Origin of the sequence: Galactobacter sp. (genome assembly GCF_022712295.1) — a bacterium.
Lineage (GTDB): Bacteria > Actinomycetota > Actinomycetes > Actinomycetales > Micrococcaceae > Galactobacter.
Map to the genome: position 1 here is coordinate 1 of NZ_JALAGT010000033.1, position 14,628 is coordinate 14,628.

At 67.4% G+C, this 14,628-nt stretch carries 14 protein-coding genes; 9 read left to right on the top strand and 5 right to left on the bottom strand.

Going from position 1 to position 14,628, the window contains the following annotated elements; genetic code table 11:
• Window positions 1-12: 12 nt before the first annotated feature.
• Window positions 13-2,865 (bottom strand): DNA topoisomerase (ATP-hydrolyzing) subunit A, encoded by a 2,853-nt coding sequence (locus tag Q0A15_RS02560; RefSeq protein WP_291277973.1) that lies wholly within the window; start codon window positions 2,863-2,865, stop codon window positions 13-15.
• A gap of 137 nt (window positions 2,866-3,002) precedes the next feature.
• Here Q0A15_RS02560 and Q0A15_RS02565 point away from each other — a divergent pair, with 137 nt between their 5' ends.
• The 3 genes from Q0A15_RS02565 (at window position 3,003) to Q0A15_RS02575 (ending at window position 7,627) form a co-directional block, all read left to right on the top strand.
• Entirely contained in the window at window positions 3,003-5,741 is a 2,739-nt protein-coding gene (locus Q0A15_RS02565) for a GNAT family N-acetyltransferase (RefSeq protein ID WP_291277974.1), read from the top strand.
• Between the two features lie 67 nt (window positions 5,742-5,808).
• Window positions 5,809-6,471 (top strand): DUF5998 family protein, encoded by a 663-nt coding sequence (locus Q0A15_RS02570; RefSeq protein ID WP_291277975.1) that lies wholly within the window; start codon window positions 5,809-5,811, stop codon window positions 6,469-6,471.
• 52 nt (window positions 6,472-6,523) lie between these two features.
• On the top strand, window positions 6,524-7,627 hold the full coding sequence (locus tag Q0A15_RS02575) for an alkaline phosphatase family protein (protein WP_291277976.1): 1,104 nt from the start codon (window positions 6,524-6,526) through the stop codon (window positions 7,625-7,627).
• A 79-nt stretch (window positions 7,628-7,706) separates the two neighbouring features.
• Here the strand turns inward: Q0A15_RS02575 and sepH are convergent, their stop codons facing one another.
• Window positions 7,707-8,849: a septation protein SepH gene (gene sepH, locus Q0A15_RS02580; RefSeq protein WP_291277977.1), complete on the bottom strand. Its 1,143-nt coding sequence runs from the start codon at window positions 8,847-8,849 to the stop codon at window positions 7,707-7,709.
• Window positions 8,850-9,223: 374 nt separating this feature from the next.
• Between sepH and Q0A15_RS02585 the strand changes: the two genes are divergently transcribed.
• The gene (locus Q0A15_RS02585; RefSeq protein WP_291277978.1) at window positions 9,224-9,523 is read left to right on the top strand and encodes a DUF4193 domain-containing protein; all 300 of its coding nucleotides are present in this window, start codon (window positions 9,224-9,226) and stop codon (window positions 9,521-9,523) included.
• 85 nt (window positions 9,524-9,608) lie between these two features.
• Here the strand turns inward: Q0A15_RS02585 and Q0A15_RS02590 are convergent, their stop codons facing one another.
• Window positions 9,609-10,163 carry a DUF3093 domain-containing protein gene (locus Q0A15_RS02590; protein WP_291277979.1) on the bottom strand — a complete coding sequence of 185 codons (555 nt, stop codon included), beginning with the start codon at window positions 10,161-10,163 and terminating at the stop codon, window positions 9,609-9,611.
• Window positions 10,164-10,281: 118 nt separating this feature from the next.
• Between Q0A15_RS02590 and dut the strand changes: the two genes are divergently transcribed.
• Genes dut through Q0A15_RS02610 form a run of 4 tightly spaced genes read left to right on the top strand, consistent with a single transcriptional unit; the run spans window position 10,282 to window position 12,616 of the window.
• Window positions 10,282-10,785, top strand: coding sequence for a dUTP diphosphatase (gene dut, locus Q0A15_RS02595; RefSeq protein WP_291277980.1), 504 nt, complete (start codon window positions 10,282-10,284; stop codon window positions 10,783-10,785).
• Window positions 10,786-10,788: 3 nt separating this feature from the next.
• On the top strand, window positions 10,789-11,535 hold the full coding sequence (locus Q0A15_RS02600; protein ID WP_291277981.1) for a DUF3710 domain-containing protein: 747 nt from the start codon (window positions 10,789-10,791) through the stop codon (window positions 11,533-11,535).
• Complete coding sequence (locus tag Q0A15_RS02605; protein ID WP_291277982.1) at window positions 11,532-11,861, top strand: hypothetical protein; 330 nt, start codon at window positions 11,532-11,534, stop codon at window positions 11,859-11,861. The genes Q0A15_RS02600 and Q0A15_RS02605 overlap by 4 nt, the downstream gene beginning before the upstream one ends.
• Window positions 11,858-12,616, top strand: a complete 759-nt coding sequence (locus Q0A15_RS02610) for a DUF3159 domain-containing protein (RefSeq protein ID WP_291277983.1) — start codon at window positions 11,858-11,860, stop codon at window positions 12,614-12,616. The genes Q0A15_RS02605 and Q0A15_RS02610 overlap by 4 nt, the downstream gene beginning before the upstream one ends.
• Here Q0A15_RS02610 and Q0A15_RS02615 read toward each other — a convergent pair.
• On the bottom strand, window positions 12,598-13,254 hold the full coding sequence (locus Q0A15_RS02615; RefSeq protein ID WP_291277984.1) for a TrkA family potassium uptake protein: 657 nt from the start codon (window positions 13,252-13,254) through the stop codon (window positions 12,598-12,600). The two genes, Q0A15_RS02610 and Q0A15_RS02615, sit on opposite strands and share 19 nt — an antisense overlap.
• A complete protein-coding gene (locus Q0A15_RS02620) occupies window positions 13,251-14,003 on the bottom strand; it encodes a TrkA family potassium uptake protein (RefSeq protein WP_291277985.1) in 753 nt (250 codons plus the stop codon). Before Q0A15_RS02620 ends, Q0A15_RS02615 begins: the two co-directional genes overlap by 4 nt.
• A gap of 128 nt (window positions 14,004-14,131) precedes the next feature.
• On the opposite strand from Q0A15_RS02620, the gene Q0A15_RS02625 reads away from it, so the two are divergent.
• Window positions 14,132-14,628: amino acid permease (locus tag Q0A15_RS02625; protein WP_291277986.1), on the top strand; the 497-nt coding region annotated here is incomplete at its 3' end.

A 14,628-nucleotide genomic window follows, 5' to 3' on the forward strand; every position in this document is an offset into this window, starting at 1 on the left:
CGACAGAAGGGCTCAGTCGAAGAGGACCGCGCCGCCGTCGTCGTAGGGATTGGAGTCCTCCACGTCGCTGAAGTCCCGTTGCGGCCGCTGTGGGGCCGTATCCACCCCGGGCAGGGTGGGCTCCTCCACACCCGGGCCCAAGGAACTCGAGGGCTCGGGCTCGGCCGATGCTCGTGACGGGGCCTTTCGCGTCTTCGGAGCCGGCTTGGAAGATTTGGTAGCGGGTGAGGTTGCTGCAGTCGGTTCACCGGAGGCACCCCCACCTGTGGGAGAGGTGCCGGCGTCTGCACGCGCCGCGCTGGGAGCCGCGTCTGCGGCGGGAGCCGGGGACCCTCCGTCGGGCATGGGGGCACCCGAACCGCCGCCGGGGCCACCATCTGCACCGCCGGAAGGCGGCAAGGCTGATACCGGGCCGATGACGTCGACGGCCTGCGTCAGCGGCACGCCGGAGCCGTCCCGGCGACCGAACTCCGTGGGCAGCGCACGCGCCACGCCGCCGGAGGTCGCCGCACGGCCGGGGCCCCGGCCCACCCACGCCAGACGCAGGTGATCCTCACCCTTCAGGAAGCGGTGCGCCCGCACGCCGCCGGTGGCGCGGCCCTTGGCGGGGAACTCGCTCAACGGCGTGACCTTCACGGAGCCGCCCTCGGCCCCGGGCAACGGGTCCTGGCCGTCGGAGATCGTGACGACCTGCGCTGAATCGGGGGAGACCACGCCGAAGAACACAGCCTTGTCCCCGGCCCCCAGCTTGATGCCGGCCATACCACCGGCCGTGCGGCCCTGGGCGCGCACGGCCGAGGCAGGGAAGTGCAGCAACCGGGCCTGCTCTGTGGTGAAGACGAGCTCATCGGCATCCGGGGCGGGCGCCACGGCGAGGACCTTGTCCTTACCCTTCAGGGAGATGGCCTCCCACTCATCCGTGTTGACGGGGTAGTCGGGGCTCAACCGCTTGACCACGCCGTCCTGAGTGCCCATCGCCAGCACCTGGTCCAGTGGCACCACGGCCACCAGCTCCTCGCCGCGGCCCAACTGCATGAATTCCTTCACCTTGGCACCATCGCCCAGGTTCACGCCATTGGCCCCGGCGGGCAGCACAGGGATCTCCAGCACGGAGGTTCGTACCATCCGGCCGGTGGACGTGATCAGGCCGACGTGCCCGCGCGAGGTCGTGGACACCGTAGAGGCCACGGCGTCGTGACGGGAGCGGCGCTCACCCAGGGGCTCGGTGGTGTCCGTGGTCCTGGCCAGCCGGCCGGTCTTGGTCAGCACCACCAGGCACGGAGCATCCTTGACCTCCATGGCCAGCGGCGCCTTCTTGGAGGCGCTGACCGGGTCGGGCATGACCGTGCCCTTGAGCGGCTTGGCGTCGGCCGAGGCCTTCAGCACGGTGCGGCGGTCATCACCGTAGGCCTCCGCCACGGCAGCCAGTTCCTCGGAGACCACGCCACGCAGACGCGTATCGGAACCCAGGATCTCCTCGAGCTCCGCGATGGCGGCCAGCAAGTCGTCGCGCTCCGACTCCAATTCGAGGCGTGAGTACTTGGTCAACTGCCGCAGTCGCAGCTCCAGGATGTGCTCCGCCTGCGGCTGCGAGAGCCCGAACTCCTGCTGCAGCCCTGACCGCGCTGAGGCGGTGTCCTCCGAATTGCGGATGAGCGCGATGACGCGGTCGATGTCCACGATCGCGATCAGCAGGCCCTCGACCAGGTGCAGCCTGTCCCGCTTCTTGCCCAGGCGGTAGGTGGTCCGGCGGCGCACCACGTTGAGTCGATGGTTCACGTAGACCGTGAGCAGTTCCAGCAGCCCCAACGTCTGCGGCTGCCCGTCCACGAGCACCACGTTGTTGATGCCGAAGGAATCCTCCATGGGCGTGTGCTTGTACAGCGCCTGCAGCACCGCGTTGGGATTGAAGCCGTTCTTCAGCTCGACGACCAGGCGCAGTCCGTGCTCGCGGTCCGTCAGGTCCACCACATCGGAGACGCCCACCAACTTCTTGGCGTCCGCTGCGTCCTTGATCTTGGAGATGACCTTTTCAGGCCCCACCCCGTAGGGGAGCTCGGTGACCACCAGCGCCTGCTTCCGGGCGGAAACCGGCTCCAGGGCGACCTTGGCGCGGGTACGGAAGATCCCGCGGCCGGTACGGTAGGCGTCCCTGACCCCGTCCAGCCCCACGATGGTGCCGCCTGAGGGCAGGTCGGGCCCCGGCACGAACTCCATGATGTCCTCCAACGAGGCATCGGGGTGGTCCAACAGGTGGCGGGCGGCGGAGACCACCTCGCGCAGATTGTGCGGGGCCATGTTCGTGGCCATGCCGACCGCGATACCGGTGGTGCCGTTGACCAGCAGGTTGGGGAAGGCGGCGGGCAGCACGTCCGGCTGCATCAGCTGGTTGTCGTAGTTGGGGACGAAGTCGACGACGTCCTCGTCGAGGTCGTTCGTGAGGTCCATGGCGGGCGCGGCCAGGCGCGCCTCGGTGTACCGGGCGGCCGCGGGGCCGTCGTCCAGGGAACCGAAGTTCCCGTGGCCGTCGATCAGGGGCAGCCGCAGAGAGAAGGACTGGGCCATGCGCACCATGGCGTCGTAGATCGCCGCATCGCCGTGAGGGTGCAGCTTGCCCATCACCTCACCGGTGACGCGGGCGGACTTCACATGTCCCTTGGCCGGTGCCAGGCCCATCTGCCGCATCATGTAGAGGATGCGCCGCTGCACGGGCTTCAGTCCGTCCCTGGCATCCGGCAGCGCGCGGGAGTAGATCACCGAGTAGGCGTACTCCAGGTAGGAGTTCTCCATCTCATCCGTGACGTCCACGTCGATGATGTGTTCCACCACGTCCGTTGGTGGTGCCTGGCCCTTGCGGGTACCCATGCTTGTCTGCCCATCTCCTCATCGGGCGCCGTGACTGCGGCGCCTTCTACATGCTCGTGTGACGAATAGGTGACGTGTCGGTGCCCGCAGGAAATTCTGAGGGCGACTCGTCGTACTTATCGACTAGCCTCAAGGGTATGGCCTCCCCGCGACTGCCCGGTGCATATCCCAAGGAGTGGGAAGCGGATGTCGTCCTCAGAGACGGTTCCACCGCTCACGTCCGCCCCATTCGTCCCTCCGACGCGGCCGAGCTGCAGCGTATGCATCGCGCTCAGTCCGAGCGCTCCATCTACCTGCGCTACTTCACCTATAAGTCCGAGCTGACGCCCAAGGAACTGGACAGATTCACCCACGTGGACCACGTCAACCGGGTCGCCCTGGTGATCACGCGGCGCAAGGAGATCATCGCGATCGGTCGCTTCGATCACCTGGAGAACACGAGTGAGGCGGAGGTCGCCTTCAACGTCGCCGACGCCCACCACGGAATGGGCCTGGGGTCCATCCTGTTGGAACACCTGGTGGCGGCCGGACGCGAGTTGGGATTGCGTCGCTTCACCGCTGAGGTGCTGCCGGAGAACCGCCAGATGCTCACCGTCTTCGCGGACGCCGGTTTCGACGTCACCCGCAGATTCGAGGACGGAGTGGTGATGGTCTCCTTCGACATCGACCCAACCGTTCGCAGCGTGGAGGTCATGGAGTCCCGGGAACACCGTGCGGAGGCCCGCTCCCTGGCGGAACTGCTGCAGCCGGACTCCGTGGCAGTCATCGGATCCACGCGGGACGGGTTGGGCCGCACCGTCATGGAATCCCTGGTGCAGGGCGGGTTCCGCGGTGAACTCGTGGCTGTGAATCCCCGCGCCACCACCGCGGGGGAGTCCGTTCAGGACGGCGTTCGGCTGGTCTCCCGCATCACCGAGGTGGGACACAGTATCGATCTGGCGGTCGTGGCGGTGGCTCAGGAGCACCTGCTCTCCGTGGCCCGCGACTGCGCGCAGGCCGGGGTCAAGGGCATGATCGTCATGACGGCCGGCTTCCGAACCCCCGCAGCCCTGGCGATTCAGCGCGAATTGGTCCGGGTCTCCAGGGCCAACGGCATGCGGGTCGTTGGACCGGCCTCCTTCGGCGTGGTCAACACCTCTGAAGATGTTCTGCTCTTCGCCACGCCCGCGGCCAGGAAACCCGTCAGGGGTGGGCTCGGTCTCTTCAGCCAGTCCGCGGCGCTCGGCTCCATGCTGGACGCCGTGGTGCGCCGCCACGGGCTGGGCGTCTCCGCCTCGGTCAATGCCGGACACCGGGCCGACGTCTCCGGCAACGACCTGATGCAGTACTTCGAGGACGACCCGGCCACGAAGGTGGTGGGCATGTACCTGGAGAGCTTCGGTAACCCCAGGAAGTTCTCCCGGATTGCCCGCAGGCTCTCCCGTGCCAAGCCGGTGGTGGTCGCGAAGTCCGACTACATGGGCTTGCGGCTGCCTCCCGGTCACGACGCCCGTACCACCCAGGCGCCGGCCGGCGCCGTCTCCGCCATGCTGCGGCAGTCCGGCGTGATCCAGGTCAAGAGCCAGGAGTCCCTGGCCGACGTCTCCCAGCTGTTGCTCTCCCAGCCCCTGCCGGGCGGGCCGCGGGTCGCGGTGCTGTCCAATTCCGATTCGCTGGCCTCCGTGGTCGCGGAACACGCCATGGCCCGGGACCTGTCGGTGACGCTCGTGGTGGATGACCTCGACCCCCTAGCCACACCGGATTCAGTGCCCGACGGCCTCCCGGACCTGGCGGCCCACACCGGACACCGCGCCGTACCCGGCCTCTCCGAGGCCGTGGCGAGCGCCTCGGCCCGCGCGGACGTCGACGCCATCGTGGTGGTCCTCCTCCCGGTCCCCGGGGCCAGCGGACACGACCTGGCCGCCACCGTGGTGGCCGCCTCCGGCGACACCACCGTGCTCGGCTGCTTCGCCGGCCACATGGGGCAGGACGCCCCAGTGACCGGCATCGTCGAGGGGCTGCCCTGCTACCCCAACCTCACAGCGTGCATGAACGCGCTGAACCTTGCCGTGATCTACCGCCGCTGGCTTGAACAGGACCCCGGGGAACTCACCGAACCAGAGGGCATCGATCGTGACCGCGCCCGCACCCTCGTGGACGGCTACACGGAAGGATGGGCCGGCACCGGTCTGAAACGCCTGGGTCAGGACGAGGCCGCTGAACTGCTGGGCTGCTACGGCGTACGGGTCAACCGCTCCGTCGGCTTCACCACCGTGGACGAGGCGCTCGCCGCGGCCGCCGAGGTGGGCTATCCGGTGGCACTGAAGACCACGGACGAGATGCTCAGCCACCGGCTGGACCTTGGCGGGGTGAGACTGAACATCAACTCGGAGGAGGCCCTGCGCCACGACATCGAGTCCATGAGGCAGGTGCTCTCCGACTACGGGGACGTGCATCTGGAGGTCCAGGCCATGTCCCCGGCCGGCCAGGGTTGCCTGGTGCGGGCCTTGGAGGATCCGCTGATGGGGCCCTTGGTGTCCTTCGGGCTCACAGGCGACGCCGTGAATCTGCTGGACGACTGGGCGCACGCCGCCGCACCGTTCTCGCCGGGCGTGGTCCACGACATGATCAGGGAGCCACGCGCGGCCGCGAAACTCTTCGGATACGAGGGGCTGCCGCCACTGGACACCGAGGCGCTGGAAGACCTGCTGACCAGGATCGGTCGGCTGAAGGACGACCTGCCGCAGGTGGCCATGATCGAGTTCAACCCGGTCCTGGTCTCACGCGACGGCATCCATGTTCTGTCCGCAGACGTTCGGGTGGGTAATCCGGTGCAGCGCACCGATTCCGCTCGCCGGGCCATGTCGTTGCCCGGGCGCAACAGGAGCCAGTCCTGACCCGTTGTCCCGGCGGCGGTCCCCGGTGCCACACGCGCCAGTGGGCGAACGCCGATAGACTGGGCGTATGGCTGAACACGCAGCGGACTCCCGTGCCGCACTTGACGCCGATCTGTCCCTGACCGGGTTCTACCCGCATCTGGTCACGGATCTCGTCGCAGAAGAACTCGCAGAGGCAACCGTTGTCTCCCACTTGGTGCAGATGGAGACCCACGTGGACCGTGCCGAGGTGCATCGCCACCTCACGGTCCTGGTGCTGACCTCCCACGACCTGGTGATCCTGCACGTGGACGATCAGGATCCGGAGGGCGGCACCGGCCGTGCCAACGTCTCCGCAGAAACCGTCTCCCTGGCCCGAGTGGATTCCGTGGTCATCTCCTCCGTGTACCCCGAGCCGGACCGTTACGTTGCAGGCAGCGGCCCACGCGAGCTGACGCTCGGCGTCGCCTGGTCTGGCGGCCAGCGCCTGGACGTGTATTCAGCGGCCTGTAACGACCCGCAGTGCGACGCAGACCACGGCTTCACCGGCCAGAGTGTCCGTGAGGATCTGCTGGTACGGGTCTCTGCGGACGCGGACGGACGGGACCGGCTGACGCAGGCCCGTGCCTTCGCCAAGCGCTTGCGTGCGGCAACGGCATGCGCGGCCCAGCCACGCGATACCGCAGCGGGGCGACAGGAACACCAGGGACGGCGAGGCCTGGTGCGTTCCTCGAGGGGCGATCATCGCTGAGCTCGGGCTGCCGCACCCACCTGCGTACGGCAGCTCCTCACTGGCAGATCTCATGCCCTCCGTCGCTGCGGCCTTGGGCGTGGACGGATACACCGATGTGGTCGGCGTGCCTCGGGCCAAGAAGGCCGTGGTGGTCCTCGTGGACGGGCTGGGTTCCACCCTGCTGAAACGCCACTCGTCCTACGCGCCTACCCTGAAGTCGGCCTCGGCCACGGCCGGGTCCAAGGTCCTGGATACCGTGTTCCCGTCCACCACGGCTGCAGCACTGACGTCCCTGGCGACGGGCACCTCCCCATCGGTCCACGGCATCGTGGGCTATGACGCCTTCGACCCGGTCAGACGACGCGTGGTCAATCAACTGGGGTCATGGCCCAAGGACCTTGACCCGGAGGCCTGGCAGCCCGTGCCGACCCTGTTCGAGCAGTTGCCTGCGCACGGTGTGGAGGTCACCACCGTCTCACGTGACAAGTTCAGGTCCTCCGCGCTGACCCGCGCGTCGCTGCGAGGCGGGCGCTTCGTGGCGGCAGCCAACGCGGAGACGAGGGTCAAGCTGACCCTGGACGCCCTCCGCAAGAGCAAACGCGGATTGGTCTACCTCTACTGGGACGACCTGGACAAGGTGGGGCACTCCCACGGGGTGAATTCTCCCAAATGGCTGGCGACACTGGAGGAACTGGATTCCTGCATGCGTCGCCTGGCAGCCGGTGTCGACTCAGACACGTTGGTCCTGGTGAGCGCCGATCACGGCATGGTGGACGTTCCCCGCAGCGCCCGCCTGGACTATGCCTCCGAGGATCCGGCCCTGCTGGACGGCGTGGAGTTCACGGCGGGCGAGCCGCGCGGCGTGCAACTGCACTTCTCGCCAGACGCCTCGGACGCTCAGCGCACGGCCACGCGCCAGGCCTGGGAGGGCCTACACGGCAACGAGGCGTGGATCGTCACACGCCAGGAGGCCCTTGACCTGGGTTGGTTCGGTCCGGCACCGCGCGCCGGAGTTCCGGAACGGATCGGAGACCTGATCATCGCCGCGCATGCCGACGTCGCCTTCTACGACTCACGACGCTCGCTACCCAAGGCCTTCGACATGGTGGGACAGCACGGTTCGCTCACCAAGGCGGAACGGAAGATTCCCTTGGTGTTCCTGGCTCGGCCCTGATCCCTTCGGCCCTGATCCCCTCGACCCTGTTGCGGCCGACCCTGCTGCGGTCGACCCTGTAGATGGCCTTCGGGGGCTCTCAGTCCTCCGCGTCGTCGTCCTCGCCACGAGCGGAACGCCCGAACACGATCTCATCCCAACTCGGCACCTGTGCACGGCGCTTCTTGGCGTTCTTGGACTCGTCCGTTTCCGTGGTGGCGGGAATCGGATCGGGAACACGGCGTAGCGGGGGCCAGGCCGACGGGTGGGGCTCGGGTTCCTCCCGTCCGTCCGCGCGCGTCTCGTGCGGCTCATCGGAGTCGGTCGGAGCGGATTCGTCCGATTCATGACGGGTGCGATCCAGGATGCGCGCCAGGGCTGCGTCGTCCTCAGGTTCCTCTCCGCTGCGGGTACCGCGACGACGAGAGAGCACCTCAAGCAGATCGTCCTCGGGTTCGGCGGCGGACGGTCCCGAGGCGGAGGGTCCCGAGGCGGATGGGGCAGACGTGGCTTCGGGCCGCTCCTGAGGACGCAGCGCTGGAACCGGATCCGGCGTGCTGTCCTCGGATTCGGGATGGGGGGCCACGGGGACCAGCCGACGTTGTGAGGGCAGGACGTCCCATGGCTCCCATTCGGAGAGCACCTGTGCCCAGCGGTTGGCATTCTCCAGATGTTTGCGCCCTGGATGGAAGGTCCATTCGGCCGGCGGCTGTTCGCCGAGGTCGGCGGCGGAGTCCGGCAGCGTGAAGCGGGCCACGATGCGCCAGGTCCCCGAATCGAGTTTCCATGCGTCCCAGGTCAGCGTCTCCGGCTCCACGCCGAAGGAACGCAAGCGGGTGTGCACCATGTCGCCGAGGGTGGCTGACTCGTCGCCGAAGGCGGCGCGGTACCCCTCGTTGCTCAACGGGCCGGACACCTCCACGTCACGGGCGCGGGAGGCGATGTAGTTGCGTTCCGCCAGGACTGGGCCCTCGTAACGCAACACGTGGTCAAGGTCCGTCCCGGACTCGGCCGCCACCTGAGCGGCCGACTCTCCGGCACGGATGCGTGCCTGGATCTGCCGGGGGGACAGCGGCACGGTCGTGGCGGGGACGGCTGCTTGTGATGCGGCGCGGGGCTGAGGCATCCGCACGCTACGTCGCAAGGCCGCGTCCAGGGCAAGGAGGTACTCCTCGCCAGCGGGCGTACGCAGGACCAGGTCGGTGCCGGACGTGTGGACGCGCAACAACTCGACGTGTTCCATTCAGGTGCCTTCCGTCGGTGCAGGTGGGTCACGGGTTCCGTTGTCCTCGGCAGGCAAAGTTGGCGGCTTGGTGAACATGAATTGTGTCACGTGAACAAGCCGTCTTCACTGCAACCGAGGGAACAAGGTCGATTCTCGCATCGCGAGCGGGTTCCAGCGTGCATTTTGGGCCGTGTGGCGCGGCAGCCGAGTGGGTGAGTGTGGTGTTTCCCACGTAGCTGAAGACGCTGGTGTTTCGTCTGCTGGTGAACGGGGTTTGTGGAATTGGCGTATGTGGTGTTAGATCTGTGCGACGTGTCCGTGACGCGTACTGCCGGACGGTACGGACAAATGTAGAAGAAGACCCGTAACCGGCAACCAGTGAGAGGGATGAAGTGGCCACCGATTACGACGCGCCCCGCAAGAACGAAGAAGAGAACCGCGAGGACTCTATCGAGGAGCTGAAGGGCCGCCGGAACGACTCCCAGTCAGCCGTTGTCGACGAGGACGAGGCAGAGGCTGCAGAAGGCTTCGAGCTGCCCGGCGCCGACCTGTCCAATGAGGAACTTCAGGTCACCGTGCTGCCGGCTCAGTCCGATGAGTTCACGTGTGCTTCCTGCTTCCTGGTGCGGCACCGCTCCCAGGTCGCGGTCCAGCGTGACGGCCTGTACTACTGCAAGGACTGCGAGGGCTGAGACCCACGCACCCGTTCGTAGAATGCGTCAGGGCCCTGCATCGCTAGTGCGATGCAGGGCCCTTGTTCGTTCTCCGATAGGAGGTTCAGGCGTCCCGGGACCCCTCTTCGGTGGACGGGTTACGGTCTGCGGCGGCAGGTTCGCTTTCCGCCGTGATGGTGGTGCCGGGAGTCAGGTCGGAGGTGTGCATCCTCCCGCCCAGAGCCCGGATCACCTTCTCAGGGTTACGCGTGGAGAAGAGCCAGTAGGGCGTCTCGTCCCGATCATCGGTGATCTCCACCTTCACCACGGGATCCACCCACCCCCTGAAACACATGAAGGCCAAGCCGTTGAGCCCGCGTCCACGTTCGTAACGGGCATCCTCGCCGCGGTAACCGGTGACCTCTCCGAGGAACTCACGCTCGATGGTGGCTCGCCCAACGTTCAGCGTGGAATCGGTGATCACGATGGCAGGGGCGGAGACCACAAGGAGGACCGATCCGATGATCAAGGCAACCACCGCCAAGATGATGAACAGGGCCACGTTGGTGGGTGACAGGGACAAGCCGATCGCGAAACTGAGTGCAGCGACGGTCACCCACAGCCACCAGGGTGAACGCAGCTTCTCGTGATAATTCAGGGGGATGGAGGTCTCCGGCATGCTGTCCATTCTAGTCGCGTAGGACGGCGCAGAGGTCCCCTCGGTGGAGCTTCGGGCGGATAGAGTGGGGCGGCGGGACAGCAACATGATGGGACCAAGTTGAGTGGGAGGGACAAACGTGACTCGAACCGAGGACGCGCAAACGCAGGATCCTGTGATCCAGGTGCTGCGGTTGGACCAGGGGATCCCGGTTCCGTCGTACGCCATGGAGGGTGACGCCGGTGCCGACCTGTGCACCACCGAGGATTTCGCCTTGGCACCGGGGCAACGCCGCCTGGTGCCCACGGGGATCGCCATCGCCCTGCCACTGGGTTTCGTGGGTTTGGTCCATCCTCGGTCGGGGCTGGCGGTTCGGCACGGCATCACCGTCGTCAACGCGCCGGGCACGGTGGACTCCGGATACCGTGGTGAGATCAAGGTCACCCTGCTCAATACCGACACGGACCATAGCGTGTCCTTCAGCAGGGGGGACAGAATCGCCCAGCTGGTGATCCAACGCGTGGAACACGCCGGATTCGTAGAGGTCTCGGAGCTGGATCCCACCGAGCGGGGCGCCCAAGGGTTCGGGTCCACCGGGGGATTCGCAGCACACTCCAGCGGCAATCAAGGAAGCAAAAGGTAAGACATGTTCGGACGTAAGAAGAAGCAGGCGCAGGTCGAGGAAGCTGAGAACACCCCACAGGAGGATCTCGCCCAGGCGGACGCCGAGCAGACGGATGCCGAGAGCGGGCGTCGAGCCGCAGGTGGGGTGGACGGGAAGTCGGAACGCAAGGACGGCCCATGGGACGCCTCCGAGGTCGAGGAGGACGATTCCCTGATCGACCTCGGTTCGCTGAAGATCAAGCCCGTGGCCGGCATGAATCTGAACCTCGAGGTGGAGCAGGGTTCCCAGGCCATTGTCGCCGTGGCGTTGGAACTGGACGGATCACGGGTGCAGATCCAGGCCTTCTCAGCCTCCAAATCGGAGGCGCTCTGGCCGGGGATCTCGGCTCAGATCGATGAGTCCGTCACATCCCAGGGTGGCCGCACCGACCGCCGCGACGGCCGGTTCGGCGATGAATTGCTGGCGAGGGTGCCCGCCACCGGCCCGGACGGCAGTCAGGGTGTCATGATCGCCCGTTTCGTGGGGATCGACGGCCCCCGCTGGTTCCTGCGCGCGGTGTTCGCGGGCCAGGCCGCGATCAATGAAGAGGCAGCCAAGGCGCTGGAGGACCTGCTGGCTGCCGTGGTGGTCGACCGCGGCTCCGTGCCGATGCCTCCCACGGAGTTGCTTCCCCTGCATGTCCCGGAACAGGCCGCAGCCGCGCCGGAGCAGGGCTCCGACGGCGAGGGGCGGCCGGAACGCGGCCCCGAAATGACCGAGACCCGGTGAAAGCAGGACCGGGGCAGCCCGGGGACTTCGCCTCGCTCCCAGCCCGTGGCCGGGTGGAGCTGACCGGATACGTCGAATCCGTGACGTATCCGGCCTCGGGAGCGGCCGAGGTGTTCCGCGCCGGACTGGTCCCGGATCTTGCAGGCCCGGGGTCCGCGCACCCCCGGCCCAGGGTGGAACTGGCCTGGTTGGGACAACGAGCCGTACCGGGTGTCAAGCAAGGCGTGTGGCTGAAAGTCACAGGAATGCTCACCAGGATGCATGGTGAAGCGACGATGCATGATCCTCGGTACGAGATCGTGGCCGTGGAGCAGGAGGAAGCATGAGTCAGGCAACCCCGGAGGAGCCGAGGGGGCAGGACGCTGACGAGCTGGCCCAGCGCATTGCCGGAGGATCCGGGCTGCGCCGCAACGACGAGGGCAACATCGATGTGCTCGCCTCCGTCGGGGGCATTCGCGGATTGATCGAGGCGCTGGCCCCGGGCCTCGTGTTCCTGGGCGTCTATATCGGCACGCAGTCGCTGAACCCGTCCTTGATCGCCTCCGTCGCGGTGGCCGTGGTGGCCTTCGTGGCCAGGCTCGTGACCAAGCAGAACGTGGTTCCCGCCATCTCGGGTCTGATCGGGATCATCATCTGCGCCATCTTCGCCAGAGTCGGGGGCCACGCCAAGGACTACTACGTCCCCGGCTTCTGGATCAATGCCGCCTACATCCTGGGGATGGCCGCCTCCGCGTTCGCCAAGTGGCCGCTGATCGGTGTGATCTTCGGTGTACTACGGGGCGAGGAGACCGCCTGGCGCAAGGATCCTCGCCGGATGCGCGCCTATTCCGTTGCGACGTGGTTCGTGGTGGGCGTCTTCGTCCTGCGCCTGGCCGTGCAGCTGCCCCTGTACTGGGCGGACGAGGTCACGGCCCTCGGCACCGCGCGGTTGGTGATGGGTACCCCGCTCTACATCGGTGCGATCGCGCTGGCGTGGATGCTGACCAGGCCGCGCACCGTGGACCACCAGCCACTGCCTCGGCAGCCGCAAGCCGGCGAGGAAGCCACACCCCCCGAAGGGGATCAGCGCGAGAGCAACTGACGTAGCTCCTGTTCCGCTGCCAGCGGGGTGAGGAAGAAGATCTCGTCCCCGCCCTCGAAGACGTCGTCAGGGCTGGGAGCGAAGGGGATCTCGTCTCGAAGAACGGCCACGGGGATCACGTCCTGCGGCCAGGCGAAGGTCCCCATCAAGCGGCCCACCTCGGCCCCGTCGTGCGGGACGGTGTAGGCCACCAAGGTGGTCTCACCGGTGCGCAGGGTCAGCAGCCGCACCAGGTTCCCGACCTCGACCGCCTCCTCCACGAGGGCCGTCATGAGGCGTGGGGTGGAGACGGCGACGTCGACTCCCCAGGCGGCGTCGAACATCCAGTCGTTCTTCGGATTGTTGACTCGCCCCACCGTGCGGGGTACCCCGAATTCGGTGCGGGCCAGCAGCGAGGCCACGAGGTTGGCCTTGTCGTCACCGGTCGCCGACACCACGACGTCGGCGTGTTCCACCCCTGCCCGCTGCATGGTGCTCAGCTCACAGGCGTCGCCCACCCACCAGGAACCGTCCTGGTCCTGGGACCATTTGCCCGGAGGCTCGTGTTCGTCGATCACGTCCACATGGTGCCCATGGCGTAGAAGCTCCTCCGCGATGGACAGGCCGACGGCCCCGCCTCCGATGATCATGACCTTCATGACCGCTTCTCCTTCTCCGTCGCGCCGGGCGCGGTCGATTCGTCCGGCCGCCCCAGATCCTCCTGCTCCGCCAGCTGCCGTGCAGCCCATTCGGGGGTGTGCGCCAGGATCCGGTCCACTGCCTCGATCCGTTTCACTGCCACCATGGCGTGCAGCACGTCTCCGCGCTGATAGCGGGTCTCCGGGGTGGGGAGGATCCCCTCGCCGAAACGGGTCACGTACGCGATCCGGACTCCAGCGGCCTCCTCCAGACCGGCGATGGTGGAGCCGTACCAGGACTCCGCGTTGGGGAGCTCTCGCAGCACCAAGCGGCCGGACGCTTCCCTGAAGTCGCCCGAGAGCGTGTGTTCAGGGAGGATCCGACGCAGCACCTGATCGGCACTCCAGCGCACCGAGGCCACCGTGGGCACCCCGAGACGCTGATACACCTCAGCGCGGCCGGGATCGTAGATGCGGGCCACCACATGCTCCACGTGGAAGACCTCACGGGCTATGCGGGTGGCGAGGATGTTGGAGTTGTCTCCGCTGGACACGGCGGCGAAGGCGTAGGCGTCCTCGATCCCGGCCTGGAGCAGGGTGTCCCGGTCGAAACCGACACCGGTGACGGTGAGGCCGTCGAAGTCGGTCGAGAGCCGGCGGAAGGCCGAGGCATCACGATCGATGATCGCCACAGAGTGCCCGTCCTGCATCAGGGTGTGAGCCAGCGTGGCGCCGACCCTGCCGCAACCCATGATCACGAAATGGGCCATGATCCTCCTCCAAGTCACCGGGCTCTGGCCGGGTTCGGCGCCCTGAACGGCGCTGCGGAGCCCTCCCTCTTGATTCAAGTCTTGCACGGCGAACGGCATGGCAGCGTCGGAAGCCCTAAGCTTGAGCGGTGCTCTCGTTCCTGGAGGCCCTGAAACGCATCTTGGTGGGACGCCCCGAAGCCACGGGGCGTCGTCGCCCCCGTCCGCTACGCCTTCGTGCCGCCGTCCCCGCGCAGTCCACGTCCGCACTGTCCTCCTTGGCCTACTTCCCGGACGAGATCCTGCTGACGCTGGCGGTGGCCGGGCTGACCGGGATCCAGCTCGGGCCTTGGGTGGGGTTGGCCGTGGCGGCTGTGCTGTTGTTGCTGGTTGCCTGCTACCGCATCAGTGTGCGCGCCTATCCCGACGGCCGCGGCGACTACCAGATCGCGCGGCAGAACCTGGGCCCGGTGTCGGGTGTGGTGGTCGGGTCCGCGCTGCTTCTCGACCTGGCCCTCACCGTGGCGGTGTCGATGTCCGCGGCCGCACATTACGTGGTGGCCGCCTGGCCGGACTTGGACGGGTCGGAGGGGCTCATCGCCGCGGCTGGTGTGGTGATCATCGCCGTGTTCGCTCTGCGTGGGAC